Origin of the sequence: Streptomyces sp. HUAS CB01, from assembly GCF_030406905.1 — a bacterium.
GTDB lineage: Bacteria > Actinomycetota > Actinomycetes > Streptomycetales > Streptomycetaceae > Streptomyces > Streptomyces chengbuensis.
Window position 1 is genome coordinate 4,868,761 of sequence record NZ_CP129137.1, and the last position, 26,191, is coordinate 4,894,951.

Sequence of the window (26,191 nt, forward strand, 5' to 3'; positions counted from 1 at the left end):
GGGGAGCCGCGGTTGTAGGGACGAGGGGACGGATTCGGCGGATTCGCGGGACCGCCGCCACAGCAGCCTCAGTGGCGAACTGCCGCCCCGGAGAGCACCGGCCGGCGTTCCCGCGCACGGGCCGCGTACGACCCGTACAGCGTGATCGACACGACGCCGAGCACCGCGAGCAGCCCCAGCAGCACCGTGCCGGCCCAGCCGCCCGAGTGGAAGGCGACCGCGCCGAGCGTGCCGCCCGCGCTGCTGCCGAGGTAGTACGCCGACTGGTACAGCGCCGAGGCCTGGGCGCGGCCCGTCGTCGCGGTCCTGCTGACCGAGGAGGAGGCCACCGCGTGCCCCGCGAAGAAGCCCGCCGTGATCAGCACCAGGCCCGCCAGCACCGCGGCCAGCGAGTCGGCGAGCGACAGCAGCAGACCGGCCGTCGTCGTACCGACCGCGAGGTACAGCGCGCCCCGCCGGCCCAGCCTGCCCACGAGGCGGCCGGCTGCCGCCGACGAGACCGTACCGACCAGATACACCAGGAACACGGAGCCGACGACGCCCTGGGGGAGGCTGAACGGGGCGTCGACGAGGCGGTAGCCGATGACGGTGTAGACCGCGCCGAAGACCGTCATGAAGAGCGCGCCGATCCCGTACAGCCGCATCAGCAGCGGGTCCGACAGATGGCCGCGGACGGTGCGCGCCAGCGCGCTCGGGTTCAGCGAACCGGGCGTGAAGTGCCGTGCCTTCGGCAGCAGCAGCCGGAACGCCACGGTGCAGACCACCGCCATCAGGCCGACCGCGGCGAGCGCGGCCCGCCAGCCCCACAGCTGCGCGACCCAGCCGGTCACGATCCGGCCGCTCATCCCGCCGATGCTGTTGCCCGCGACGAACAGCCCGATCGCGGCGACCAGCGCCTTCGGACGGACCTCCTCCGCCAGGTACGCCATCGCCGAGGCGGGGATGCCCGCCAGCGCCGCGCCCTGCACCGCACGCAGCGCCACCAGCCACTCCGGGCCCGGCGCGAACGGCACCAGCAGCCCCACGACCGTCGCCACCACCAGGGACACCGTCATCAGCCGCACCCGGCCGAACCGCTCGGACAGCGCGCTCAGCGGCAGGACGCACAGGGCGAGCGCCCCGGTGGCCGCCGAGACCGTCCAGCTGGCCGCGCTCGCGGTCACGCCGAAGTCGTCGGACAGGGCGGGCAGCAGGGCCTGGGTGGAGTAGAGGAGGGCGAAGGTGGCGACGCCCGCGGTGAAGAGCGCGAAGCTCATCCTGCGGTAGCCGGCGACGCCGGGGGCGAGCCGCGACGGGGTGGGTTCGGGGGACGGCGAGGAGAGGGCACCCACGGTGGCGGGTGCCCCGGTACTTGCGGAAGGCATATCTCGAAGGTAGGCACACCTTTTTGATGCGTCCAATGCATGGAACGGCTTTAATCGTTCCCATGGCGCATGACTACAGCTCAGAGGGTCGCCTGTCACCGGGCAGTTACGAAGAAGACATGCGGCTGCTGCTCGCGCCGCGCCTCGCCTACTTCGCCGGGGTCGCCCGCCACGAGCACGTGACCAGGGCCGCACAGGAGCTCGGCGTGCCCCAGTCGACGCTCTCGCGCGCCATGGTCCGCCTCGAACGGGACCTGGGCGTCACGCTGTTCACCCGCAAGGGCCGCACCGTGTCGCTGACGCCCGCCGGGCGCGACTTCCTCTTCTCGGTGGAGCGGGCCCTCGCCGAGGTCGAGCGGGCGGCGGAGGCGGTGCGCGCCGACGCCGACCCGTCAGCGGGCAAGGTCGCCTTCGGCTTCCTGCACACCATGGGCTCCGAGACCGTGCCCGAACTGATCCGGGCGTTCCGCGTCGACCATCCCCGCATCCGCTTCACGCTCGTGCAGAACTACGGCGAGGCGATGATCGAGCGGCTCCGCGCAGGCGAACTCGACCTCTGTCTCACCTCGCCGGTCCCGGACGCACCCGACCTGGTCGCCCGGCGCCTCGACGAACAGCGGCTGCGTCTCGTCGTCCCCGACGACCACCGGCTCGCCACCCGCAGGCGGATCCGGCTGGCCGAGGCGGCGGACGAGACCTTCGTGACCCTCGAACCCGGTTACGGGCTCCGCCGCATCACCGACGCGCTGTGCGCCGAGGCGGGTTTCTCGCCGCGCGTCGCCTTCGAGGGCGAGGAGGCGGAGACGCTCCGCGGGCTGGTCGCCGCCGGCCTCGGCGTGGCGCTGCTGCCCCCGCCCGCGGTGCCCCGCCCCGGAGTGGTCGAACTGACGGTGACGGCGCCGCGCGCGATCCGGGAGGTGGGCGTGGCGTGGCTGGACGGGCACGTGGACACGCCGCCGGTGGCGGCGTTCAAGAAGTTCCTGCTGTCGCGCCGGGGGAACCTGCTCCCCGACTGAGCCGCGCCCCGGCCCGGCCGAGCGGACGGCCGCGCGCCCCGTCGACCGGGGCGCCCGCCGCGGGGGAGGCACCCGCGCCTTCAGTGACGCAGCGCCCGTCCGAAGCCCGCGGCAAGGGGCATCCGGAGCCCGAGCGGCGGGGGTGCGGCGAGCGCGTCCGCGACGGGTCGGGCGTAGGCGCGCGAGAAGAGGGAGCCGAGGACGAAGTCCGCGGCCAGGGCCTGGACTTCGGCCTGGTACTGGCGCAGCGCGTGCCCGTCCGAGTGGACCTCGAACCGGCAGGTGTCCCGGTTGGTCTTCTTCGCCCGCTCCGCCAGCCGGTACGACAGCTCCGGATCGCTCCTCGCGTCGTTCGTCCCGTGCACGATCAGCACCCGTCGGCCCACGAGCTGCCTCACCGGTTCGGGTGGTGCGGCGACGTCGTCCTCGGGCAGCCAAGGGGCCAGTGCCAGCACGGAGTTGACCGCGTCGTGCCCCGCCGCGTGCAGGGCGGCGCGGCCGCCCATCCCCCGGCCGGCCAGGCACACGGGGACGTCGCCGTAGCGCCGTACCGCCTCGTCCGCGGCCCAGGAGGCGTCCGCGGCGAGCCGGGCGTCCGCGCCGTTCCAGCCGCGCCCGCGGTAGCGTACGACGTGGGCGACGAGGCCGTCCGGACGGCCCGCGCGGGCGAGGGAGCGGGCGAGCGGCAGCACGGAGGCGTGGGAGAGCGTGGACGGGCCGCGTGCCGACTCGGGCTCACCGTCCGGAAGTACCAGCACCACCCCGGTGACGACCCCGTCCGCCGCCTCCCCGGAGGGCCGGACCGCGCGGCCCAGGCCGGCCTGCACAGCCGCGCCGTTCCGCCGTTCCGCCCGTGCCGCGTTCCCCTCGAGCCGGGCACGGGCCGACCCCGCCGCGCCCGCCGTGCGCCCCCACCACCGGGGCAGTGCGTGGTGTGCCATGGCAGAACAGTCTCAGAAGGACAGGTGTACTCCACCCGTCCGCACGGTCACTGTTACGTATCGACAGGTGATTCGTGCAGCTGCCTTCTACGCGCGTAGGGATTAGAGTGCGGAGATGACGAGCCAGACACCCCACGCGTCCTCCCGGGGAAGCGCCCCCGGGCACCAGGGGCCCACCACGGACCAGATCCGCCGCGCCCCGAAGGTTCTTCTGCACGACCACCTCGACGGCGGGCTGCGCCCCGGCACGGTCATCGACCTCGCCCGCGCCGTCGGCTACGACGCCCTGCCCGAGACCGAGCCGGACAAGCTCGGCATCTGGTTCCACGAGGCCGCCGACTCCGGCTCGTTGGAACGCTACCTGGAGACGTTCGCGCACACCTGTGCCGTCATGCAGACCCGGGAGGCCCTCGAGCGCGTCGCCGTCGAGTGCGCCGAGGACCTGGCCGAGGACGGCGTCGTCTACGCCGAGGTGCGGTACGCGCCGGAGCAGCACCTCGAAGCGGGACTGACCCTCGAAGAGGTCGTCGAGGCCGTCAACGCCGGCTTCCGGGAGGGCGAACGCCGGGCCCGGGCCAACGGCCACCGCATCCGGGTCGGTGCCCTGCTGACCGCCATGCGGCACGCGGCAAGGGCCCTGGAGATCGCCGAACTCGCCAACCGCTACCGCGACGCGGGCGTCGTCGGCTTCGACATCGCGGGGGCCGAGGCCGGCTACCCGCCCACCCGCCACCTCGACGCGTTCGAGTACCTCAAACGGGAGAACAACCACTTCACGATCCACGCCGGCGAGGGCTTCGGGCTGCCGTCCATCTGGCAGGCGCTCCAGTGGTGCGGCGCCGACCGGCTCGGCCACGGCGTCCGCATCATCGACGACATCGACGTCGCCGCCGACGGCAGCGTGAAGCTGGGTCGGCTCGCCGCGTACGTCCGGGACAAGCGGATCCCGCTCGAACTGTGCCCCACGTCCAACCTGCAGACGGGCGCCGCGTCCTCGTACGAGGAGCACCCCATCGGGCTGCTGCGCCGGCTGCACTTCCGGGCCACCGTCAACACGGACAACCGGTTGATGAGCAACACGAGCATGAGCCGTGAATTCGAGCTGCTGACCGAGACATTCGGCTACACGCTCGACGACATGCAGTGGTTCACGGTCAATGCGATGAAGTCGGCGTTCATTCCTTTTGATGAGCGGCTCGCGATGATCAATGACGTCATCAAGCCCGGATACGCCGAACTCAAGTCCGAGTGGCTTTTCCAGCAGACCGCCACGACCAGCGGTTCCACCGGGGAAAAGGGCTGAGTTCAGGGAATGCGGAAGCGGCCGGGAGTGTCAACTCCCGGTCTTTTTCCGCCCTCCGGGTGTTTGCGGGGCCGAGGAGACGCTGGCTAGCTTGCAAAGCCGCGCAATTCCCCTCCCCAAGGAAACACACCTGATGAAGCAAGCTGCTGCCAAGACCCTCGGTGTCGCCGCTCTCGGCGCCGCCTTCGCCGCTGCCGCCGCCGGTTCCGCGTCGGCCGCGACGTCCCTCCCCGACGTCGGCACGCCGGTGGACGCCCTCTCCGCCGTGCAGCCGACCGTGCTGCCCGCCGTCGAGGAACTCGCCCAGCAGTCCGGTCCCAGGATCCTGCCCGCGCCCGCCCCGGCCGCCGGTCTCCTGGGCGGCCTCCCGGTCGGTGGCCTGCCGACCGGCGGTCTCCCGCTGAACGGCCTCCCGCTGAACGGGCTTCCGCTGCCCCTGTGACCCGGGCGGACGGCGTCCGAACCGCAGACGGGTGACGCCTGACGGCGCGATCGCCGACGACGAGGGGCGCGCACCCGGTGTCCGGGTGCGCGCCCCCTGCGCGTGGTCGCGGCCGCCGTCACCAGGCGGTGGAGGCGGACTTCTCCGTCGGCAGCAGCAGCCACAGCGCCACGTAGAGCAGGAACTGCGGACCGGGCAGCAGGCAGGACACCAGGAAGATCACGCGCATCGTGGTCGCGGAGGTGCCGAAGCGCCGTGCCAGCGCTGCGCACACACCGCCGATCATGCGTCCGTCACGAGGGCGGGCAAGTGCGGCCATGGTGGGCTCCTTCACGAGTCCTTCGTGGGAGCCGTTCCGTCGGGCTCCCGATGACTCCATGTTCACCGGGAACAAGCGGAACAAGCGTCGCTCTACGGGGCGATCCCGACCCTGGGAATCGTCGGGGTGTGCCCCTGAGGGGCGTCCTCCCGGAGCAGGGGACCCCGCTCCTTCCCAGGGCCCGCGGGCCGGCGGCCCGCCGAACCCCCGCGCCGCAGCCGGGCCCGCCCGGCGGGTACGACGAGGAGATGGGCCAGCGCCACCCCTGCCGTGTTGAGCAGCAGCGAGTCCACGTCGACGACCCGGCCCGGCACCGCGGTCTGGAGCAGTTCGATGCCCAGCGACAGCAGCGCCCCCGCCGCGACCGTACGCGCCAGTGAGGCCCAGGGGGAGACGGCGAGCCTGCCGCCCGCCATTGGAAGCAGTATCCCGAGCGGGGCCAGGAGGAGCAGCCCCTCGCCGATCCGGCGCGCGGCCCGTACCGGGCCCGCCGCGAGGTCGGCTCTGATGCCCGCCAGGGGTTCCAGGTTCGCCGCCGTCACCCACGGCACATCCAGCGGGCGGAGCGTCAGCCACGCCACGAGAGCGAGATGTGCGAGCAGGAGGACGCCTCCCGCCACACGGAAGCCGATGGCGGCACTGCCGCCCGAACCTTGACGCTGCACGCCCCCCAAGACGCGACGACCGGCGGGATCGGTTCCGCCCCGGGCGCGCCCGCGTCGCGGATCCGCCAAAGGGACCGTCAGGAGGCGGCGGGCGAGGGCAGCGGGCTCGCGGTCGGCAGGGCCGTGTCGGGGCGCTGCTTGACCGAGTCCGTGCAGCGGTAGCCGCGCGGCGCGTACTCGCCCGGTCCCGCCAGCACGACCGTGCCGCCCGCGGTCGCCGCCTCGCTCTCCGCGAGCGTGCACACGACCTGCGCCAGCGCCGCCGGCGGCAGGTCCTCGGGCTGGCGGCTCAGCCGCAGCGTGCCCGCCGGATCGCCGTCGCGCGGCGGGGAGACCGTCAGCGGGCCCCGTACGAGACTCGCGAACCCGGCCTCCCGCTCGGTCTCCGACGGCTCCTCCAGCAGTTCGCCGAGGAGCGCCTGGGCGATCCGCACCCGGTTGCCGGTCCGGCCCTCGGAGATCGGGACCGTACGGTCCACCGCCTCCAGCGCCGAGGCGCACACGAGGTACACCCGTACCGGCATCTGCGGCTGCGCCTGGGCGGCCGTCTCCTTGCCGGAGAGGGTGCACGGAACCCGGGAGGGTGCCGGGCCTGCGTCGACCGGCACCGTGGTCGTCCTGATGCCGCACCCGCTGACGGCGGCCGCGAGGGCCACGGCGCCGGCCACGGCCGCGACCGCCCGGCGCACTCCGTGCCGTGCGGTGCCGCGGCCCGGCCCGGCCTCCGTGCCCGGCCCGGCGGCCCGGCGTGATCCGTGTACCCGGCTCACCGCGCCTCGCCCGCCTCTCCCTGCTCGCCCTCCCGGCCGGCCCGCCCGGGGCTCTCCGAGGTGATGTCGGAGGCGTCACGGGGCAGCCGCAGCACGAACACGGCACCGCCGTCGCCGTCCGTCGAGTTGGCCGCGGTGATGCCACCGCCGTGGATCAGGGCGTTCTCCATCGCGATGGACAGCCCCAGGCCACTGCCCTCCGACCGGGGCCGGGAGGCGCTCGCCTTGTAGAACCGGTCGAAGACGTGGGGCAGGACCTCGTCGGGGATGCCCGGGCCGTGGTCCCGTACCTCGATGACCAGCTCCTCGCCCTCCGTGCGCACCGCCACACGCACCGGCGAGCCGCCGTGCTTCAGCGCGTTGCCGATCAGATTCGCCAGTATGACGTCGAGGCGGCGCGGGTCGAGGCGGGCCATGATGCCGCGCTCCGCGTCCAGTTCGACGGCGTCGAGCCAGGCCCGCGCGTCGATGCAGGCGGTGACCTGGTCGGCGACGTCGACGTCGTCGAGGACCAGCCGGGCCGTGCCCGCGTCGAAGCGGGTCACCTCCATCAGATTCTCCACCAGGTCGTTCAGCCGCCGTGTCTCGCTCACCACCAGCTCCACGGCCGGGGCGATCATCGGGTCGAGGGCGTCCTGCTCGCCCTCCAGGATCTCCGTCACGGCGGTCAGCGCGGTGAGCGGCGTACGCAGCTCGTGCGACATGTCGGCCACGAAGCGGCGGCTGGACTCCTCCCGCGCGCTCATGTCCGCCATCTTCTTCTCCAGCGACTCCGCGGCGTTGTTGAAGGTCCGCGACAGCTCCGCCAGTTCGTCCGTGCCGGACACCTGAAGCCGGGTGTCCAGCTTGCCCTCGCCGAGCTGCCGGGCCGCCTGCCCGAGCCGCTGGACCGGCTTGAGCACGGTCGTCGCGGCGGCCTGCGCCAGCAGCGCCGAGCCGGCCAGGGCGAGTGCCGTGGCGATGCCCAGCGACCAGGCCAGCGAGTTCAGGTCCTGGCGCTCCTGGTCGAGGGACTTGAACAGGTAGCCCGTGGGCCCGCCGCCGACGATGCGCGTACCGGCCACCAGATAGGGCGTGTTGCCGCGCTGGGTGCGCACCCAGAAAAGATGCGGCTGGTCGTTCACCGCCTCCCGCAGTTCCGCGGGCACGTCGTCGAGCGTGAAGACGTCGGGGTCCGAGGCGCCGACGATCGGCTTGCCGACGGCCCGCTCCCCGAGCAGCAGGACGCTGTAGCCGGCGGTGGCGCCCGCCATCTGCTCGGCCGTCGTCTGCAGTTCGCTCTCCGTGGGCCGCGCCGGCAGCGACGCGGCACGGTTCTGCATCTGCTGCCGGAAGTCGCCCAGCGCCGCGTCCTGGGTACGGGTGAGCACGGCCTCGCGGTTCAGCCAGTACGCGATGCCGGACGCGGACACGGCGGCGGTCAGCGCGACCATCCCGAACACGACGACGAGGCGCAGCCGGAGACTGGTCCAGCCGAGTCCCGCGAGTATGGCCCTCTTTGCGGCACTGCTCACTGAGGCGAGTCCAGCCGGTAGCCCACACCTCTGACCGTACGGATGAGCGTCGGCGAGGACGGGACGTCCTCCACCTTCGCCCGCAGCCGCTGGACGCAGGCGTCCACCAGCCGGGAGTCGCCCAGGTAGTCGTGCTCCCACACGAGCCGCAGCAGCTGCTGGCGCGACAGCGCCTGGCCGGGCCGGCGGCTCAGCTCCAGCAGGAGACGCAGCTCGGTCGGCGTGAGCTGCAGGTCCTCGCCGTTCTTGGTGACCGTCATCGCGGAGCGGTCGATCACCAGCGAGCCGAAGGTCGCCGAGTCCGTGGACTCGCGCTCACCGCGGCGCAGCACGGCGCGGATCCGGGCGTCGAGCACCCGCCCCTGCACCGGTTTGACCACGTAGTCGTCGGCGCCCGACTCCAGGCCGACGACGACGTCGATGTCGTCGCTCCGCGCGGTCAGCAGGATGATCGGCAACTGGTCCGTGCGCCTGATCCGCCGGCACACCTCGAAACCGTCGATGCCGGGCAGCATCACATCCAGCACGATCAGGTCCGGCCGCTGCTCACGCAGCAGTTTCAGGCCGTCCTCGCCCGTCGCCGCGGTGGCCACACGATGGCCCTGGCGTGACAGCGAGAGTTCGAGGGCCGTGCGGATGGCGTCGTCGTCCTCGATCAGCAACAGGAAAGGCACGGAGGTCATTCTGGCCCATGCGGCCCCGACAGTTCGACCGCTGGGCCGCCGCGGCCCGTTCCGCCAGGGACACGGGGCCCTGTGACAGCCCTGTGACAGTCGGCGGACAGCGGTGTGAAGTCCCCCGGGCAGAGTCTTCTCCACAAGGTACGAACGGACTCCTACCGACGGGGGGCGCGAGATGAACGCACTGCACAGCACCTCTTCAAGCGCAGTTGTCACGCGTCTCCACGACGTCGTGCGGAACACCGAGAAGTCCGGCGCCGTGAACGGACGGGGGTGCGTTCGCGGCGCCGGGCGCCAGCACAGGCCGTCGACCGCGGAGCAGGGACGCGCCTGCATGACCGTCGTCGACGCCAGGGCCGAGGGCGGCCACGGGGGAAGCGCGTACGGGGAGGCCACGGGGGAGCGGGGCGGCCAGGGCGGCCGGGCGGACGCCGAAGCGGCGTTCACCGCCTACGTCCAGGAGCGCCGCGCCTCCCTGTACGCGACCGCGTACCACCTGACCGGCGACCGCTACGAGGCCGAGGACCTGCTGCAGAGCGCGCTGTTCTCGACCTACCGGGCGTGGGACCGGATCAGCGACAAGGCGGCGGTCGGCGGCTACCTGCGCCGGACGATGACGAACCTGCACATCAGCGCCTGGCGCCGGCGCAAGATCGACGAGTACCCGACAGAGGAGCTTCCCGAGACGGCGGGCGACACGGACGCGATGCGCGGCACCGAGCTGCGGGCGGTCCTGTGGCAGGCCCTGGCCCGGCTGCCCGAGCTGCAGCGCACCATGCTGGTGCTGCGCTACTACGAGGGACGCACGGACCCGGAGATCGCGGAGATCCTCGACATCAGTGTCGGCACGGTGAAGTCGAGCATCTGGCGCTCCCTGCGCCGGATGCGCGAGGACGACGCCCTCAGCTTCGGCCGTGACGAGGAAGAGTCCTTCGGCGAGCTGGTGGCCTGAAGGCGGTACGGGGGATCACGGGGGATCCACGGGGGAAGCGCAGCGGGGCCGTACAGGACCGGGGGTCTTGTACGGCCCCGCTTCGCGTGTCCGTTGCCTACACCGCTTCCTGCACGGCTTCCCGCACGGCTTCCTGCGCCGGGGCGCGGCGGCGGCCCGCGGCGGCGGCCGCGAGGCGGCCCAGGGCCTCCTCGGCGCCGCAGGGGTGGGCGCCCAGCGCCTTCTGGCGGGCGACGATGCCGCGTTCGGCCCGCATCAGCCGCCAGCCGCGCCGCAGCAGGAAGGGCACGGACTTGCGGCCTTCGCGCAGATCGCGCAGCAGCCGGCGGCGGAACGTCGTCGAGGGCCGCCCGCGCAGGCACAGGGCGTCCGCGAGGATGCCGAGTTCCCGGCACCGGTCCACGATGTCCGCGGCGAAGATGCCCTCCGCGACGAAGAGCGGGGTACGGGAGATGTCGACGGACCCCACGCCGGTCCGGGAACTGGTGGCGATGTCGTACACGGGGACCGACGTCCGCCCCGTACGGCACAGTTCCGCGACCGCGCGGACCGCGGCGTCGGCGTCCCAGGAGGCGGGGGAGTCCCAGTCGACGGCCGTGGTGCCCGCCATCAGCGGGAGGCTCGGGTCGTCCCCCTCCTTGTAGAAGTCGTCGAGGCGCAGCACCGGGAGGCCGGAGCGGGCGGCGAGGGACGATTTTCCGGAACCGGAGGGCCCGGACAGCAGGACGACGCGCGTCGGCGGGGGTTGGGAACTCACGGGACACCAGTGTGAGGCATTGACCCGTGCGTGGGACCCCCCGGAGGTCCGGTTGGTATCGAGCGTCACATCACAACTACGCTGCGTCGTCGACCGGTTACTTCTGGAGGCAGGATTCCATGGCAGGCACGAAATTCCTCAGGGCGGCCGGGCTGACCGTCACCGCTCTGGGAGCGGCGCTCGGAGCCGGGGCCGCACCGGCCCAGGCCGCGCACGCGGACGGTCACGGTTCGGCGACCGTGAACGCCCTCGCGGACACCGTCGGGTACGTCGGCGCACCCGTCGAGAACGTTCCGCTGAACCCGCTCGCACACACCGGCGTGGACCCGCTCGACAACGGAGTCGGCACGCAGGTCGCCGACTTCAAGGCGATCGAGACCCGGCACGTCACCGGCTCCCTGGGCAGCCCGCGCGAGGTGCCGCTCGCCGGTCCGCTGCTCGGCGGTCTCGTCCCGGGCTGACCGAGGGCGTGGCGCATCACGGGCCCGCGGGGAGGGATCCCCGCGGGCCCGTTCGGCGTGCGGCTGTGCGGAACGGGCGGCGCGGCCGCCCGGGGCACGGGTCAGTACGCGGAGCCGGAGGCCCCCAGCGAACCCGTCGGGTGCCAGACCGTCTTGGTCTCCAGGAAGGCCGTCATCCGGTCCGTCCCGGGGTCGGCCGTCCAGTCCTCCGTGCGGGGCCGCAGCACCCGCTTCAGGTTGTCCGCGGCGGCGACCTGAAGCTCCTTGGCGAGCTGCGCCTCGGCTCCTGTCAGGTCGATCGCGTTGACGTCCTGGTGCGCCGCCAGCGGGGCGGCGATCTCGGCCGTGCGGCCGGAGAGGACGTTGACCACGCCGCCGGGGAGGTCGGACGTGGCCAGCACCTCGCCGAGGGACAGCGCCGGCAGCGGGGCCCGCTCCGAGGCGACGACGACGACCGTGTTGCCCGTCGCGATCGCGGGGGCGATCACCGAGACCAGCCCGAGGAACGACGACTCCTGCGGGGCGAGGACGGTGACGACACCGGTCGGCTCGGGCGTCGACAGGTTGAAGAACGGACCCGCGACCGGGTTCGCCCCGCCGACGACCTGGCCGATCTTGTCCGTCCAGCCCGCGTACCAGACCCAGCGGTCGATCGTGGCGTCCACGACCGCGCCCGCCTTGGACTTCGACAGGCCCTCGGCGTCGGCCACTTCGCGGACGAACTGGTCCCTGCGACCCTCCAGCATCTCGGCGACGCGGTAGAGGATCTGGCCGCGGTTGTACGCCGTGGCGCCCGACCAGCCGCCGAACGCCTTGCGCGCCGCGACGACCGCGTCACGCGCGTCCTTGCGGGAGGAGAGGGGCGCGTTGGCGAGCCACTTGCCCTTGGAGTCGGTCACCTCGTACACCCGTCCGCTCTCGCTGCGGGGGAACTTGCCCCCGACGAACAGCTTGTAGGTCTTGAAGACGGACAGACGCGTCGACTCAGACATCGAGGTAGGCCTCCAGACCGTGACGGCCGCCCTCGCGGCCGAAGCCCGACTCCTTGTAGCCGCCGAACGGCGAGGTCGGGTCGAACTTGTTGAAGGTGTTGGCCCACACGACACCCGCGCGGAGCTTGTTCGCCACCGCGAGGATGCGGGAGCCCTTCTCCGTCCAGATGCCCGCGGACAGGCCGTACTGGCTGTTGTTCGCCTTGGCGACGGCCTCGTCCGGGGTGCGGAACGTCAGCACGGACAGCACCGGGCCGAAGATCTCGTCACGGGCGATGGTGTGGGCCTGGGTGACGTTGGTGAACAGCGTCGGCGCGAACCAGTAACCGGACGACGGCAGTTCGCACGGTGCCGTCCAGCGCTCCGCGCCCTCGGCCTCGCCGGTCTCGGCGAGGGCCGTGATCCGGGCCAGCTGCTCGGCCGAGTTGATGGCGCCGATGTCGGTGTTCTTGTCCAGCGGGTCACCGAGGCGCAGCGTCGACAGCCGCCGCTTCAGGGAGTCCAGCAGCTCGTCGTGGATCGACTCCTGGACGAGGAGGCGGGAGCCCGCGCAGCAGACCTGGCCCTGGTTGAAGAAGATGCCCCCGACGATGCCCTCGACGGCCTGGTCGATGGGCGCGTCGTCGAAGACGATGTTGGCGCCCTTGCCGCCCAGCTCCAGCGTGAGCTTCTTGTCGGTGCCCGCCACTTCGCGGGCGATGGCCTTGCCGACCGCCGTGGAACCGGTGAAGGCCACCTTGTTCACGTCCGGGTGCGCGACGAGCGCGGCGCCCGCGTCGCCGTAGCCGGGGACGATGTTGACGACGCCCTTGGGCAGCCCGGCCTGGCGGCAGATGTCCGCGAAGAACAGGGCCGACAGCGGGGTGGTCTCGGCGGGCTTGAGCACGACGGTGTTGCCGGTGGCGAGCGCGGGGGCGATCTTCCAGGCCAGCATCAGCAGCGGGAAGTTCCACGGGATGACCTGGCCGGCGACGCCCAGCGGCTTCGGGTTCGCCCCGTAGCCGGCGTGGTCGAGCTTGTCGGCCCAGCCCGCGTAGTAGAAGAAGTGCGCCGCGACCAGCGGGAGGTCCGCGTCGCGGGTCTCCCTGATCGGCTTTCCGTTGTCCAGGGTCTCCAGGACGGCGAGCTCGCGCGAGCGCTCCTGGATGATCCGGGCGATGCGGAAGAGGTACTTGGCGCGCTCCCGGCCCGGCAGGGCGGACCACTTCTCGAACGCCCTGCGCGCGGCCCTCACCGCACGGTCGATGTCCTCGGAGCCCGCCCTGGCGACCTCGGACAGGACCTCCTCGGTGGAGGGGGACACGGTCTTGAAGACCTTGCCGTCGGCGGCGTCGGTGAACTCGCCGTCGATGAAGAGGCCGTACGAGGGGGCGATGTCGACGACCGACCGCGACTCGGGTGCGGGGGCGTACTCGAAGACGGAATGCTTGTCCATGGTCATGGGGTCTCAGTCCACCGTCACGTAGTCGGGGCCGGAGTAGCGGCCGGTCGCCAGCTTCTGGCGCTGCATCAGCAGGTCGTTGAGCAGGCTGGACGCGCCGAACCGGAACCAGTGGTTGTCCAGCCAGTCCGCGCCCGCCGTCTCGTTGACGAGCACCAGGAACTTGATGGCGTCCTTGCTGGTGCGGATGCCGCCGGCGGGCTTCACACCGACCTGTACGCCGGTCTGCGCGCGGAAGTCGCGGACGGCTTCCAGCATGAGCAGGGTGTTGGCCGGGGTCGCGTTGACGGCGACCTTTCCGGTCGACGTCTTGATGAAGTCGGCTCCGGCCATCATGCCGAGCCAGGAGGCGCGGCGGATGTTGTCGTACGTGGAGAGCTCGCCGGTCTCGAAGATGACCTTCAGCCGGGCCGGGCCGGAGGCCTCCCTCACGGCGCGGATCTCCTCGAAGACCTTCATGTAGTCGCCCGCGAGGAAGGCGCCGCGGTCGATCACCATGTCGATCTCGTCGGCCCCGGCCTCGACGGCGTCACGGGTGTCCGCGAGCTTGACGTGGAGGGCCGCGCGGCCGGCGGGAAAGGCCGTGGCGACGGAGGCGACCTTCACGTCGGCCCCGCCCAGGGCGGCCTTGGCGGTGGCCACCATGTCGGGGTAGACGCAGACGGCGGCCGTCGTCGGGGTGGTGCGGTCGGTCGGATCGGGGTTGACGGCCTTGGCGGCGAGCGCCCGGACCTTGCCCGGGGTGTCCGCGCCTTCCAGCGTCGTCAGGTCGATCATCGAGATGGCCAGATCGATGGCGTACGCCTTGGCCGTCGTCTTGATCGAGCGGGTGCCGAGGGACGCGGCGCGCGCTTCCAGGCCGACAGGATCGACCCCGGGCAGCCCGTGCAGGAAGCGGCGCAGTGCGCTGTCGGACGAGGTCACGTCAGCGAATGCAGGTGCAATGGTGGGCATGGTCACCAGACCAGCATATCTACGCGCGTAGCAACCTGTACAGGGGGCACCCGGGACTCGTCATCGGGGGCCAGGGGCCCATGGGGCAGAATCGTGAGCATGAAGAGCCCCCAGCCACCGACCGCCGAGCCGGTCTACGCCGACCGCGCCTACCGTTCGCTTTCCGGCATCGCGGCCGGTGTGCTGCTGCTCGCCCTCACCGGCTGGATCGGCGGCGACGCGCTCGTCCGCGGCGAAGGGCTGACGCCCTGGGTCGCGCTCGCGGGGCTCCTGGTGCTGGTACCGCTGATCGTCGCCTTCACGCTGCGTCCCGCCGTCTTCGCCAACGACGACCGGCTCCGCATCAGGAACCCCTTCCGCACGATCACGCTGCCCTGGCAGACGGTCGCGGACGTGCGCGCCGCGTACTCCAGCGAGGTCCTCACCGAGGACGGCACGAAGTACCAGCTGTGGGCCGTGCCGGTGTCGCTGAGGCAGCGGAAGACGGCCGCCCGCAGGCAGTCCAGGGCCGCAGCGGGCGACTCCGCCGGCACAGCGGGACGGGGAGGCGGGCTCGCCGGTGGCGCGCCGCACGTGGCGCCCGGGGACCGGACCATCGCCGAACTGCGGGAGCTGTCCGAGCAGGCCGCGCACCGGCCGACCGCCAAGGGCGAGCCGCAGGTGCGCTGGGCGTACGAGATCGCCGGCCCGGTCGTCGTGGGAGCGGTCGCCCTGGTGGTGCTGCTGGCCGTCGGCTGATCGGCCGTCGTCCGGTCCGCCGCGCCGGGTACCTGTGCGGTGCGCGGCCCGCGGTGCGTCACGGCGGCCCCTGCCACACCAGCAGCAGATGCCCGCCGAGCCAGGCCGAGGACAGCACCGCCCCGCCCAGGACCAGCAGCGCCGCCGCCCGGCGCGCCCGCGCCACCGCCAACGCGACGGGCAGCAGCAGCGGGAACGCGGGCAGCAGGAACCGGGCGCGCGGGAAGTAGACGCCGCCGCTCCCGAGGACGATGAGCAGCATCACCCCCGTGAACACCACCAGCACGAGCGGCTGCCGGTCGGCGAGGCAGAGCAGGTACAGCCCCGTGGCCAGCACCAGGACGACCGAGACCAGCAGCATGAGCAGCTGCGGGTCCGCGTCGTACGCGAGCTGCTGGGTGAGTTCCTCCAGCGTCGCCTTCCCGCCGTCCCACACATTGGTCCACCGCTGCTGCACGGCGAAGTAGCCGTCCCAGCGCCCGAGTCGGAGCGCGACCCAGGCCACATAGCCGCACCACCCCAGAGGGGCGATCAGCGCGCCCGCGAGCGCACGCCGGCCACGACCGCGGACGAACGCCGCCAGCCCGGCCGCCGTCACCGCCGCGGCGATCGCGACGCCCGTCGGCCGGGTGAGCCCGGCGAGGGCCGCGAGCCAGCCCGCCCACAGCCAGCGGCCGGTGAGCGCCGTGTACAGCGACCAGGCCACGAGCGCCGTGAAGAGGGATTCGGTGTAGCCCATCCACTGGACGACGGCGACGGGCATCGCGCCCCACAGCACCGTGAGGACCGTCCCGGTACGCCATCCGTGCAGCCGCTCGCCGACCGCGAAGACGCCCCACGCCGCGGCGACGGACGCGACCATCGCGATCGCGAGGGCGACCGAGGCGCGGCTGCCCGGGGTCACCGCCGCGACGGCCTTCACCAGCACCGGGTAGAGCGGGAAGAACGCCAGGTTGTTGGTGTTCAGGGCGGGGCCGAGCTCGTGGTGGTAACCGTGGTCGGCGATCGCCAGGTACCAGTGGGAGTCCCAGGAGACGGCCAGCGTCGGCCAGAGGCTCTCGCCCTTGAGGTGGGCCCACCGTGCGAGCACCAGGAGCCCCGTGAGCCGCACCGCGAGATAGCCGAGCAGCGCCGGGGCGGCCCGGTTCAGCGCGTGGAGCAGCCGGCTCCGCCCGCCGGGTACGGCGCCGCCTCCCGAGCCGGGTGCCCGGCGGGAGGCGGGGACGGTGGCGTGCTGGGTTGCGGTCGGGGGCACGGGGGCTCCGGTGATTCGGCGGACGCTACCGGGGTCACCTTCACCCGCGGGGCACGGAAGGGCACGGGCCGGTAGGTCGGTTGCCGTAGGGAAATCACCCGCAAGAAGACGGCGCCCGCGCCCGGCGGCGGCCGGACACGGGCGCGGGGGGTGGGCCCGACGGGACGTCAGATCCCGGCGGCCTCCGCCAGGTCCCGCTTGACCGCCGCGAGGACCTCGGCCGCACGGGTCCGGGCGGCGGACAGCTCGCTCGGCCCGCCGACCGGGACCACGACCTCCAGGTAGCACTTGAGCTTGGGCTCGGTGCCGCTCGGGCGGACGATGACCCGGGCGTCGTACGCGCCCTCGAGGTGGTACCGCAGACCGTCCGTGGGCGGCAGCGCCTCGGTGCCCTTCGACAGGTCCTCCGCCGACACCACCCGCAGTCCGGCCAGTGCCACGGGCGGCTTCTCGCGCAGCCGGCGCATGGCCTCGGCGATGACGCCCAGGTCCTCCACGCGCACCGACAGCTGGTCGGTGGCGTGCAGGCCGTGGGCGACGGCGAGGTCGTCCAGCAGGTCCGTGAGGGTACGGTCCTGGGCCTTGAGTTCCGAGGCCAGCTCGGCGACCAGCAGCGCGGCGGTGATGCCGTCCTTGTCGCGCACGCCGTCCGGGTCGACGCAGTAGCCGAGCGCCTCCTCGTAGCCGTACCGCAGGCCCTCCGCGCGGGAGATCCACTTGAAGCCGGTCAGGGTCTCCTGGTAGCCGAGCCCCGCCGCGGCGGCGATCCGGCCCAGCAGCGACGACGACACGATCGACGTGGCGAACGTGCTGTTCGCGTCCTTCGCCGACACGCCCTTGTGGACGAGGTGGGCGCCGAGCAGCGCGCCGACCTCGTCGCCGCGGAGCATGCGCCAGCCACCGGCGGCGTCGCCGTCGGGGACCGCCACCGCGCAGCGGTCGGCGTCGGGGTCGTTGGCGATGACGATGTCCGGCCCGACCTCGCGCGCCTTCGCGAACGCGAGGTCCATCGCGCCCGGCTCCTCCGGGTTGGGGAAGGCGACCGTGGGGAAGTCGGGGTCCGGCTCGGCCTGCTCGTCCACGAGCACCGGGGCCGGGAACCCGGCGCGCTCCCAGGCCGCCAGCACCACGTCCTTGCCGACGCCGTGCAGGGCCGTGTGGACCACGCGGGCGGTCCGCGGCGAGTGCGGGCTCAGGACCGCGTCCGTGCGCTCCAGGTACGCCTCCACGACCTCGTCGCCGAGGGTGTCCCAGCCGCTGTCGGGGCGCGGCAGGTCGTGGACGCTGCCGACCGCCTCGATCTCCGCGGCGATCCCGGCGTCCGCCGGGGGGACGATCTGGGAGCCGTCGCCGAGGTAGACCTTGTAGCCGTTGTCGCGCGGCGGGTTGTGGCTCGCGGTGACCTCGACACCGGCGACGGCGCCCAGGTGCCGGATCGCGAACGCGAGCACGGGCGTGGGCAGCGGGCGGGGCAGCAGCGCGGCCCGCAGTCCGGCGCCGGTCATGACGGCGGCGGTGTCGCGGGCGAAGTCCGCCGACTTGTGGCGTGCGTCGTAGCCGATCACGACCAGACCGCCGGCGTGGCCCTGGGCCCTGAGGTACGCGGCCAGACCGGCCGCCGCCCGGATGACGACGAGGCGGTTCATCCGCATCGGCCCGGCCCCGAGCTCCCCGCGCAGACCGGCCGTGCCGAACTGCAGCGTCCCGGCGAACCTGGCTCCCAGCTCCGCCGTGTCCCCCGCCTCGATGATCCGGGCCAGCTCGTCCCGGGTCTCCGCGTCCGGGTCCTCGGCCAGCCAAGCCCGGGCCTGCGTGATCAGGTCCTGCGCCACGGTGATGTGCCTCTCTGATGTCGTCGTGAGCGTGGGCGCGGCCGGCTGTGTGCCCGACGACTCCCACGCCTGCCCGTTCGGGACGGCGGTGCCGACCCGTCGGCCCCGGGAGGGCACCGGCGGCGTGCCGGTCCGGCCCGCGGGGTCCGTGCCCGGCGCCGCACCGGCGCCGGGGCGGTGACCCGTCAGATCCGGGCCAGCACCCGGGTCAGCAGCTCACCCATGCGCGCCGCGGAGTCACGGCCGGCCTGCAGGACCTCTTCGTGGTTGAGCGGCTCGCCCGACAGCCCCGCCGCGAGGTTCGTGACCAGGGAGATGCCCAGCACCTCGGCGCCGGCCTCGCGGGCCGCGATCGCCTCGAGCACCGTGGACATGCCGACGAGGTCGCCACCCATGACCCGGACCATGGTGATCTCGGCCGGCGTCTCGTAGTGCGGGCCGGGGAACTGGACGTAGACGCCCTCCTCCAGCGACGGGTCCACCTCCTTGCACAGCGCACGCAGCCGCGGCGAGTACAGGTCCGTCAGGTCGACGAAGTTGGCGCCGACGATCGGGGAGGCCGCGGTGAGGTTGATGTGGTCGCTGATGAGGACCGGCTGGCCGGGCCGCATGCCCTCGCGCAGACCGCCGCAGCCGTTGGTCAGGACGACGGTCTTGCAGCCGGAGGCGACGGCGGTGCGCACACCGTGCGCCACGGCGGCGACGCCGCGGCCCTCGTAGTAGTGCGTACGGCCGAGGAAGACGAGCGCGCGCTTCTCACCGATCCGGTACGAGCGGATCTTGCCGCCGTGGCCCTCGACCGCCGGGGGCGGGAAGCCGGGCAGTTCGGTGACCGGGAACTCGGCGTCGGGGGCACCGAGGGCGTCGACTGCGGGCGCCCAGCCCGAGCCCATCACCAGGGCGACGTCGTGGGTCTCGGCGCCGGTCAGCTCTCGCAGGCGCGCGGCCGCGGCGTCGGCGGCGGCATGGGGGTCCGGGGTAAGAGAAACGTTCACGAGAAAAGCCTAGCCTGAGAAACCCTACGCGCGTAGATGACGATGCTCACGACTCTGCAACCGTTTCCTCGTGGAAACGCACAAGGGGCGTGGGGACGAGCGCGGGGCGCACGGGCAGGGCGCCGGTGGTGCGGTGGAGTTGCGGTGGCCGGTGGCCGCACGCCGGGGGCGGGTGGGCGCCCGCCGGGCGTGACTCCGGGGCGGGCGGGCGGCCGGGCGGGGAAGGAGACATCGCCGGGAGGAGGCGGCGGCGGTCGGGTGCGCACGCTCTCGCCGGTGGGGGCGGTGCACGGTCGGTAGGTGGACGGGGGCCCGGGTGGGGCCGGCGCATGCGGCCGGCCGGTGGAGCGGGACCCCGGGGCCGGTGCACGCGGTCGGCGGGTGGGCGCCCGCCGGGCGTGACCCCGGTGGGGCCGGGGCACGGTCGGCTGGTGGAGGGGACCTCGGGAGCTGCGGCGAGCGGCCGGGTGAGCCGGCTTCGCCGGCCGGCGTGAGCGCAGAGGTCGCCGGGGCAGGGGCGTCGGCGTCGGACCCGGCGGCGACGCCCTGGCGCCCGGGTCAGCAGGGCCGCTTGCGCAGCTCCATCACGTAGTCGTGCGGGGCGCCCGCGGACTCGGCCGCGTCGGCGATCTCGCCCAGGTAGCGGGCGGAGGGCAGCCCGCCCTCGTACCCGTTCAGGACGTACACCCAGGCAGGCTCCTCGCCGTCCAGCGTGTGCACCCGGACGCGCATGCGGCGGTAGATGTCGAGCCCGACGCCCTCCCAGCGGTCCATCGAGTCCTCGTCGAGCGGGGCGATGTCGTACAGCGCGACGAAAACCTGCGAGCGGGGGGCCTCCACGATGGTGGCCAGCGCCCCCTCCCAGCCCATCTGCTCGCCTCCGAACGTCAGCCGCCAGCCGTTGAGCCAGCCCGTGCCGCGCAGCGGGGAGTGCGGTGCGCGGCGGGTCATCAGCCGCGCGTCGAGGTTGCCGGCGTACGCGGCGTAGAGCGACATGGGATCGAGGGTACGGGAGGGGAAGCGGTGGCCGCCTGCCCCGATACCCCGGGACTGACCCGCGGGGAGGACCGCCGGCGGGCGCGCGGAGGGCCGTACGCGCTGGTCCCGCGTCCGCGCCGGGTTTCCCGCCCGTCCTCCCCGGTCCGCTCCCCGCCCGGGAGAGCCCCCGGCGCGAAGCAGCTTCCCGCGTGCGGGAGAATGGGTGGGACCGACACCCGGCAGAGCGAGAGCGCGAGGCGTAACCCCAGTGACCCGGATCGTGATCATCGGTGGCGGACCCGGCGGATACGAGGCGGCTCTGGTGGCCGCCCAGCTCGGCGCGGAGGTGACCGTCGTCGACTGCGACGGCCTCGGCGGAGCCTCCGTACTCACCGACTGCGTACCCTCGAAGACCCTGATCGCCACGGCCGAGGTGATGACGAACTTCGACTCCTCGCACGAGGAGCTCGGCATCATCGTCGCGGACGACACCCCGCACATCGAGCAGGCCGCCCGGATCGTGGGCGTGGACCTCGGCAAGGTCAACCGACGGGTGAAGCGGCTCGCGCTCGCCCAGTCCCACGACATCACCGCATCGGTGACCCGTGCGGGCGCGCGGGTCATGCGCGGCCGTGGGCGGCTCGACGGCGGGCAGGCCCTCGACGGCTCCCGCAAGGTGATCGTCACCGTGGCGGACGGCAGCGAGGAGACGCTCACCGCCGACGCCGTGCTGATCGCCACCGGCGGCCACCCGCGCGAGATCCCCGACGCGCAGCCCGACGGCGAGCGGATCCTCAACTGGACCCAGGTGTACGACCTGGACGAGCTGCCCGAAGAGCTGATCGTGGTCGGCTCCGGTGTGACCGGCGCCGAGTTCGCCGGCGCCTACCAGGCCCTCGGTTCGCGGGTCACGCTCGTCTCCTCCCGCGACCGGGTGCTGCCGGGCGAGGACCCGGACGCCGCCGCGGTCCTCGAGGACGTCTTCCGCCGCCGCGGCATGAACGTCATGGCCCGCTCCCGCGCCCAGTCCGCCAAGCGCGTCGGCGACCGGGTCGAGGTGACGCTGGCGGACGGCCGGGTCATCTCCGGCACGCACTGCCTGATGGCCGTCGGTGCCATCCCCAACTCCGCGGGCATGGGCCTGGAGGAGTCGGGGATCAAGCTCACCGAGTCCGGGCACATCTGGACGGACAAGGTCTCGCGCACGACCGCGCCGGGTGTGTACGCGGCCGGTGACGTCACCGGTGTCTTCGCACTGGCGTCGGTGGCGGCGATGCAGGGACGTATCGCCATGTACCACTTCCTGGGCGACGCGGTGACCCCGCTCAACCTGAAGGCGGTCTCGTCGAACGTCTTCACCGACCCGGAGATCGCGACCGTCGGCTACACCCAGGCGGACGTGGACGGCGGCGTCATCGACGCCCGGGTCGTCAAGCTGCCGCTGCTGCGCAACCCGCGCGCCAAGATGCAGGGCATCAGGGACGGCTTCGTGAAGATCTTCTGCCGGCCCGGCACCGGCATCGTGGTCGGCGGAGTGGTCGTCTCACCGCGCGCTTCGGAACTGATCCACCCCATCTCGATCGCGGTCGACAACAACCTGACGGTGGAACAGATCGCAAACGCTTTCACCGTGTACCCGTCGTTGTCGGGCTCGATCGCGGAGGTGGCGCGGCAGTTGCACACCCGGAAGGCGACGGGCGGCGCGTAGCACCGGGCCGCGGGGATCAACCCCGGCAAGCCGGGACGATAGGGCAGGGGTCCTATATCACTTCCCGTACCCCGGTGTGGGCAACTTCCCGTATTCGGCGCAAAGTGCTGAAAAGCATCGACCGCTGGGGTTACTGTCAGTTTCGTGTTCGCTGCAGAACGTCGTCAATTGATCCTCGAAATGGTGCGTGCCAACGGAGCCGTGTCGCTCCGTGAGCTCGCCCGCGTCGTCCAGACCTCCGAAGTGACCGTACGGCGGGACGTGCGGGCCCTGGAGGCAGAAGGACTGCTCGACCGCCGGCACGGCGGTGCGGTGTTGCCGGGCGGATTCACGCGAGAGTCCGGCTTCCCGCAGAAATCCCATCTCGCGACCGCGGAGAAGACGGCCATCGCCGATCTCGCCGCGGGCCTGGTCGAAGAGGGCGAGGCCATCGTGGTCGGCGCCGGCACGACCACGCAGGAGCTGGCCCGCCGGCTCGCGCGTATCCCAGGGCTCACCGTCGTCACCAACTCGCTGCTGGTCGCCCAGGCGTTGGCCCACGCCAACCGCGTCGAGGTCGTCATGACCGGCGGCACGCTGCGTGGCTCGAACTACGCGCTGGTCGGCAGCGGGGCGGAGCAGTCGCTCCAGGGGCTCCGGGTCTCCCGCGCCTTCCTGTCCGGCAGCGGCCTGACGGCCGAGCGCGGGCTGTCCACGTCCAACATGCTGTCGGCGAGCGTGGACCGGGCGCTGGTACAGGCGGCCGCGGAGGTCGTCGTGCTGGCGGACCACACCAAGCTGGGCACGGACACGATGTTCCAGACCGTGCCGACGGACGTCATCACCCGCCTGGTGACGGACGAGCCGCCGCAGCACGACGACCGGGCGGCGACGGAGCTCCAGGCGCTCGCCGACCAGGGCGTGCAGGTCGCCGTGGCGGGGACGGCGGTCGACGCGTCCCCTTCGCGCCGTGAGGTCCCCCTCCCCGGACAGCGCCGCACCACCCACCCGGCCACCCCCCTCCGCCCGGCCGCGGCCCTGACGGCCGACGCCCCGGAGCGGCGCGTGGCGGACCTGCGCCGCCGCTGACGCGACCGGGCCCCCGCCTCCCGAGCCCGGTCCGGGCGGGGACCGTCCCCGCGCGGGGCGCTCGGGGCGGCACCCACGGGCAGGCACGGAGGCCGCGGGCTGCCGCGCCGCCGACCACGGCCGCGCACCCCCGCGCGGCGTACGGAGGACGCGGGCTGCCGCGCCGACGAGTCGCGGGCGGTCGCCCCGGGGCGGACCGGCCCGGCTGCCGTCGGCGGGCCGCGTCCGGCGAAGGCCGGACAGGGCGCCGGGTCCGGTCGTGGCCGCGGACCCCGCCGGCCATGGCCTATGCCTTCAGACCGCGCAACGTCAGCATCAGCAGGCGGTCCGCGAGTTCGGGGTCGGACGGGGCCTGCTCGGCTGCCAGGGCGATCGCGTTGGTGAGCTGGAGCAGGTCGGTGATGGAGACGTCCGTCCGGACCGCGCCGGCCGTCTGGGCGCGGGAGAGGAGCCGGGCGCCGGCCTCGCGGAGGGGGACGCTGCACTGGGAGAGCGCGGAACTGGCGTCGTGCGAGGCCGACATGAGCGCCCGGGCCACCCCCCGGTATTCACCCGCATGAGTGATGATGGCGCGCAGCCATTCCACGAGGGCGGCGCACGGCTGGTCCGCCGAGGCCAGTTCCCCGGACCGGGTGAGCAGGGATGCCACCGCGTCCTGGAAGACCGCGTTCATCAGGGCGTGCCGGTTCGGGAAGTGCCGGTACAGCGTGCCGATGCCCACGCCCGCCCGCTTGGCGATGTCCTCGAGGGACGCGTCCGTGCCGTGCTCGGCGAACGCCTTGCGCGCCTCGACGAGCAGCCGCTCGTAGTTGCGGCGCGCGTCGGCCCGCATCGGCCGTACCGCGCCCGCTGTGGCGCCGGCCGCCGTACTCGTCGTCATGGCACCCAGCATGCCATCGGTGCGCCGGTGCGAACCCCGGCCCGGGTCCTCCCGCGGAACGCGGACGGGGCCCGCCGGATGCTCCCGGCGGGCCCCGTCCGCGTGCGGCTGCGCGGCGGCGGCGTCAGTCCTTGATCTCGCAGATCACCGCGCCGGACGTGATCGACGCGCCGACCTCGGCGCTGAGGCCCTTCACGGTGCCGGAACGGTGCGCGTTCAGCGGCTGCTCCATCTTCATGGCCTCCAGGACGACGACGAGGTCGCCTTCCTTGACCTCCTGGCCCTCCTCCACGGCGACCTTGACGATGGTGCCCTGCATCGGGGAGGCCAGCGTGTCGCCGGAGGCGGCGGGGCCGGACTTCTTGGTCGCGCGGCGCTTGGGGCGCGCTCCGCCGGCCGCGGCGGTCCGGGCGAGGGTCATGCCCAGCGAGGACGGCAGCGAGACCTCCAGGCGCTTGCCGCCGACCTCGACGACGACCGTCTCGCGGCCCGGCTCCTCCTCCGCCTCGGCGTCGGCCGGTGCGGCGAAGGGCTTGATCTCGTTGACGAACTCGGTCTCGATCCAGCGGGTGTGGACCTTGAACGGGGTGCCGTCCGTGGGGGCGAAGGCCGGGTCGGAGACGACCGCACGGTGGAACGGGATGGCCGTGGCCATGCCCTCGACCTGGAACTCGGCCAGGGCGCGCGCCGCACGCTGCAGCGCCTGCTCACGGGTGGCGCCGGTGATGACCAGCTTCGCCAGCAGCGAGTCCCAGGCGGGGCCGATGACGCTGCCCGACTCCACACCGGCGTCCAGGCGGACACCGGGGCCGGAGGGCGCGACGAAGGAGGTGACGGTGCCGGGCGCCGGGAGGAAGTTGCGGCCGGGGTCCTCGCCGTTGATGCGGAACTCGAAGGAGTGGCCCCGCAGCGGCGGGTCGTCGTAGCCGAGCTTCTCGCCGTCGGCGATGCGGAACATCTCCCGCACCAGGTCGATGCCGGTGACCTCCTCGGTGACCGGGTGCTCGACCTGCAGCCGGGTGTTGACCTCGAGGAAGGAGATCGTGCCGTCGTTGCCGACGAGGAACTCCACGGTGCCCGCGCCGACGTAGCCGGCCTCCTTGAGGATGGCCTTGGACGCGTGGTACAGCTCGGCGTTCTGCTCCGCGGAGAGGAACGGCGCGGGGGCCTCCTCCACCAGCTTCTGGTGCCGGCGCTGCAGCGAGCAGTCACGGGTGGACACGACCACGACGTTGCCGTGCTGGTCCGCCAGGCACTGGGTCTCGACGTGGCGCGGCTTGTCCAGGTACCGCTCGACGAAGCACTCGCCGCGGCCGAACGCCGCGACGGCCTCGCGCACCGCCGAGTCGTACAGCTCGGGGACCTCCTCCAGCGTGCGGGCGACCTTCAGGCCGCGGCCGCCGCCGCCGAAGGCGGCCTTGATCGCGATCGGGAGGCCGTGCTCCTCGGCGAAGGCGACGACCTCGTCCGCGCCGGAGACCGGGTCGGGGGTGCCGGCCACCAGCGGGGCGCCGGCGCGCTGGGCGATGTGACGGGCCGCCACCTTGTCGCCGAGGTCGCGGATCGCGGCGGGCGGCGGGCCGATCCAGGTGAGCCCGGCGTCGATGACGGCCTGGGCGAATTCGGCGTTCTCGGAGAGGAAGCCGTACCCGGGGTGGATGGCGTCCGCACCGGAGTCGGCGGCGGCCTGGAGGACCTTGGCCATGTCCAGATAGCTGGCGGCCGGGGTGTCACCGCCCAGGGCGAACGCTTCGTCGGCCGCGCGGACGTGCAGAGCGTCACGGTCCGGGTCGGCGTAGACGGCTACGCTCGCGATCCCGGCGTCCCGGCATGCACGGGCAACGCGGACAGCGATCTCGCCTCGGTTGGCGATGAGCACCTTGCGCACGATGGCTCCCTCCTTGCTGTTATCCCGGGGGTGACGCCCCGGTTTGCGGCTACGCCGCGGGCCGGTCCCCGGTCCGGGCGCGCCGGCCGGAGCGCTCGGCGGGGTCACCGCGCCGAAGACTTCGCTGAAACACGCTGAGTTTAGGGACTACCGACACGGCCTTTCGACCCGTTCCCAGTCGTGAGCTTCCCCACACGGAGGGTGATCCGGGGCGTGGCCGTACCGTGAATGCCCTTGTCGCACCACGGTACGTCGGTTTTCCCCTGTGCAGAGTAGCC

At 73.1% G+C, this 26,191-nt stretch carries 25 protein-coding genes; 8 read left to right on the forward strand and 17 right to left on the reverse strand.

What is annotated here, in order from left to right; genetic code table 11:
- Nucleotides 1-68 precede the first annotated feature (68 nt).
- Nucleotides 69-1,364, reverse strand: a complete 1,296-nt coding sequence (locus QRN89_RS21645; protein ID WP_290351031.1) for an MFS transporter — start codon at nt 1,362-1,364, stop codon at nt 69-71.
- Nucleotides 1,365-1,426: 62 nt separating this feature from the next.
- Between QRN89_RS21645 and QRN89_RS21650 the strand changes: the two genes are divergently transcribed.
- The gene (locus QRN89_RS21650) at nt 1,427-2,380 is read left to right on the forward strand and encodes a LysR family transcriptional regulator (protein ID WP_290351032.1); all 954 of its coding nucleotides are present in this window, start codon (nt 1,427-1,429) and stop codon (nt 2,378-2,380) included.
- Nucleotides 2,381-2,460: 80 nt separating this feature from the next.
- On the opposite strand, the gene QRN89_RS21655 is transcribed toward QRN89_RS21650, so the two are convergent.
- Complete coding sequence (locus tag QRN89_RS21655) at nt 2,461-3,141, reverse strand: alpha/beta hydrolase (protein WP_390701411.1); 681 nt, start codon at nt 3,139-3,141, stop codon at nt 2,461-2,463.
- A 295-nt stretch (nt 3,142-3,436) separates the two neighbouring features.
- On the opposite strand from QRN89_RS21655, the gene QRN89_RS21660 reads away from it, so the two are divergent.
- A complete protein-coding gene (locus QRN89_RS21660) occupies nt 3,437-4,624 on the forward strand; it encodes an adenosine deaminase (RefSeq protein ID WP_290351034.1) in 1,188 nt (395 codons plus the stop codon).
- A 133-nt stretch (nt 4,625-4,757) separates the two neighbouring features.
- Complete coding sequence (locus tag QRN89_RS21665; RefSeq protein ID WP_290351035.1) at nt 4,758-5,066, forward strand: hypothetical protein; 309 nt, start codon at nt 4,758-4,760, stop codon at nt 5,064-5,066.
- A 118-nt stretch (nt 5,067-5,184) separates the two neighbouring features.
- Here the strand turns inward: QRN89_RS21665 and QRN89_RS21670 are convergent, their stop codons facing one another.
- The 5 genes from QRN89_RS21670 to afsQ1 form a co-directional block, all read right to left on the reverse strand.
- Nucleotides 5,185-5,385: a PspC domain-containing protein gene (locus QRN89_RS21670; RefSeq protein ID WP_290351036.1), complete on the reverse strand. Its 201-nt coding sequence runs from the start codon at nt 5,383-5,385 to the stop codon at nt 5,185-5,187.
- Between the two features lie 92 nt (nt 5,386-5,477).
- Nucleotides 5,478-6,050: a VanZ family protein gene (locus QRN89_RS21675; RefSeq protein ID WP_290351037.1), complete on the reverse strand. Its 573-nt coding sequence runs from the start codon at nt 6,048-6,050 to the stop codon at nt 5,478-5,480.
- A gap of 77 nt (nt 6,051-6,127) precedes the next feature.
- A complete protein-coding gene (locus QRN89_RS21680) occupies nt 6,128-6,820 on the reverse strand; it encodes a hypothetical protein (protein WP_290351038.1) in 693 nt (230 codons plus the stop codon).
- A complete protein-coding gene (locus QRN89_RS21685; RefSeq protein WP_290351039.1) occupies nt 6,817-8,334 on the reverse strand; it encodes an ATP-binding protein in 1,518 nt (505 codons plus the stop codon). Before QRN89_RS21685 ends, QRN89_RS21680 begins: the two co-directional genes overlap by 4 nt.
- Nucleotides 8,331-9,008, reverse strand: a complete 678-nt coding sequence (gene afsQ1, locus QRN89_RS21690) for a two-component system response regulator AfsQ1 (protein WP_290351040.1) — start codon at nt 9,006-9,008, stop codon at nt 8,331-8,333. The genes QRN89_RS21685 and afsQ1 overlap by 4 nt, the downstream gene beginning before the upstream one ends.
- Nucleotides 9,009-9,189: 181 nt before the next feature.
- Between afsQ1 and QRN89_RS21695 the strand changes: the two genes are divergently transcribed.
- Complete coding sequence (locus QRN89_RS21695) at nt 9,190-9,966, forward strand: SigE family RNA polymerase sigma factor (RefSeq protein WP_290351041.1); 777 nt, start codon at nt 9,190-9,192, stop codon at nt 9,964-9,966.
- Between the two features lie 97 nt (nt 9,967-10,063).
- Here QRN89_RS21695 and QRN89_RS21700 read toward each other — a convergent pair whose 3' ends face one another.
- The gene (locus QRN89_RS21700; protein ID WP_290351042.1) at nt 10,064-10,792 is read right to left on the reverse strand and encodes a uridine kinase; all 729 of its coding nucleotides are present in this window, start codon (nt 10,790-10,792) and stop codon (nt 10,064-10,066) included.
- A 50-nt stretch (nt 10,793-10,842) separates the two neighbouring features.
- Here QRN89_RS21700 and QRN89_RS21705 point away from each other — a divergent pair, with 50 nt between their 5' ends.
- A complete protein-coding gene (locus QRN89_RS21705; RefSeq protein ID WP_290351043.1) occupies nt 10,843-11,184 on the forward strand; it encodes a hypothetical protein in 342 nt (113 codons plus the stop codon).
- A 101-nt stretch (nt 11,185-11,285) separates the two neighbouring features.
- On the opposite strand, the gene QRN89_RS21710 is transcribed toward QRN89_RS21705, so the two are convergent.
- Genes QRN89_RS21710 through deoC form a run of 3 tightly spaced genes read right to left on the reverse strand, consistent with a single transcriptional unit; the run spans nt 11,286 to nt 14,571 of the window.
- Nucleotides 11,286-12,176, reverse strand: a complete 891-nt coding sequence (locus tag QRN89_RS21710) for an aldehyde dehydrogenase family protein (protein ID WP_290351044.1) — start codon at nt 12,174-12,176, stop codon at nt 11,286-11,288.
- Nucleotides 12,169-13,617 (reverse strand): aldehyde dehydrogenase family protein, encoded by a 1,449-nt coding sequence (locus QRN89_RS21715; RefSeq protein WP_390701328.1) that lies wholly within the window; start codon nt 13,615-13,617, stop codon nt 12,169-12,171. Before QRN89_RS21715 ends, QRN89_RS21710 begins: the two co-directional genes overlap by 8 nt.
- 6 nt (nt 13,618-13,623) lie before the next feature.
- Entirely contained in the window at nt 13,624-14,571 is a 948-nt protein-coding gene (gene deoC, locus QRN89_RS21720) for a deoxyribose-phosphate aldolase (RefSeq protein ID WP_290353810.1), read from the reverse strand.
- A gap of 99 nt (nt 14,572-14,670) precedes the next feature.
- On the opposite strand from deoC, the gene QRN89_RS21725 reads away from it, so the two are divergent.
- Nucleotides 14,671-15,309 (forward strand): PH domain-containing protein, encoded by a 639-nt coding sequence (locus tag QRN89_RS21725; protein ID WP_290351046.1) that lies wholly within the window; start codon nt 14,671-14,673, stop codon nt 15,307-15,309.
- A gap of 58 nt (nt 15,310-15,367) precedes the next feature.
- On the opposite strand, the gene QRN89_RS21730 is transcribed toward QRN89_RS21725, so the two are convergent.
- The 4 genes from QRN89_RS21730 to QRN89_RS21745 form a co-directional block, all read right to left on the reverse strand.
- Entirely contained in the window at nt 15,368-16,564 is a 1,197-nt protein-coding gene (locus QRN89_RS21730) for a mannosyltransferase family protein (RefSeq protein WP_290351047.1), read from the reverse strand.
- Nucleotides 16,565-16,731: 167 nt separating this feature from the next.
- A complete protein-coding gene (locus tag QRN89_RS21735; RefSeq protein WP_290351048.1) occupies nt 16,732-18,396 on the reverse strand; it encodes a phospho-sugar mutase in 1,665 nt (554 codons plus the stop codon).
- A 185-nt stretch (nt 18,397-18,581) separates the two neighbouring features.
- Nucleotides 18,582-19,391, reverse strand: coding sequence for a purine-nucleoside phosphorylase (locus tag QRN89_RS21740; RefSeq protein ID WP_290351049.1), 810 nt, complete (start codon nt 19,389-19,391; stop codon nt 18,582-18,584).
- Nucleotides 19,392-19,949: 558 nt separating this feature from the next.
- The gene (locus QRN89_RS21745) at nt 19,950-20,387 is read right to left on the reverse strand and encodes a gamma-glutamylcyclotransferase family protein (protein ID WP_018889198.1); all 438 of its coding nucleotides are present in this window, start codon (nt 20,385-20,387) and stop codon (nt 19,950-19,952) included.
- A gap of 250 nt (nt 20,388-20,637) precedes the next feature.
- Between QRN89_RS21745 and QRN89_RS21750 the strand changes: the two genes are divergently transcribed.
- Together QRN89_RS21750 and QRN89_RS21755 are read left to right on the forward strand one after the other, a co-directional pair.
- On the forward strand, nt 20,638-22,077 hold the full coding sequence (locus tag QRN89_RS21750) for an NAD(P)H-quinone dehydrogenase (RefSeq protein ID WP_290351050.1): 1,440 nt from the start codon (nt 20,638-20,640) through the stop codon (nt 22,075-22,077).
- Nucleotides 22,078-22,257: 180 nt separating this feature from the next.
- Entirely contained in the window at nt 22,258-23,145 is an 888-nt protein-coding gene (locus tag QRN89_RS21755; protein ID WP_384138857.1) for a DeoR/GlpR family DNA-binding transcription regulator, read from the forward strand.
- 286 nt (nt 23,146-23,431) lie between these two features.
- Here the strand turns inward: QRN89_RS21755 and QRN89_RS21760 are convergent, their stop codons facing one another.
- Both QRN89_RS21760 and QRN89_RS21765 read right to left on the reverse strand, forming a co-directional pair.
- Nucleotides 23,432-24,025, reverse strand: coding sequence for a TetR/AcrR family transcriptional regulator (locus tag QRN89_RS21760; RefSeq protein ID WP_384855449.1), 594 nt, complete (start codon nt 24,023-24,025; stop codon nt 23,432-23,434).
- A gap of 124 nt (nt 24,026-24,149) precedes the next feature.
- Nucleotides 24,150-25,913, reverse strand: a complete 1,764-nt coding sequence (locus QRN89_RS21765) for an acetyl/propionyl/methylcrotonyl-CoA carboxylase subunit alpha (RefSeq protein ID WP_290351053.1) — start codon at nt 25,911-25,913, stop codon at nt 24,150-24,152.
- Nucleotides 25,914-26,191: the final 278 nt, after the last annotated feature.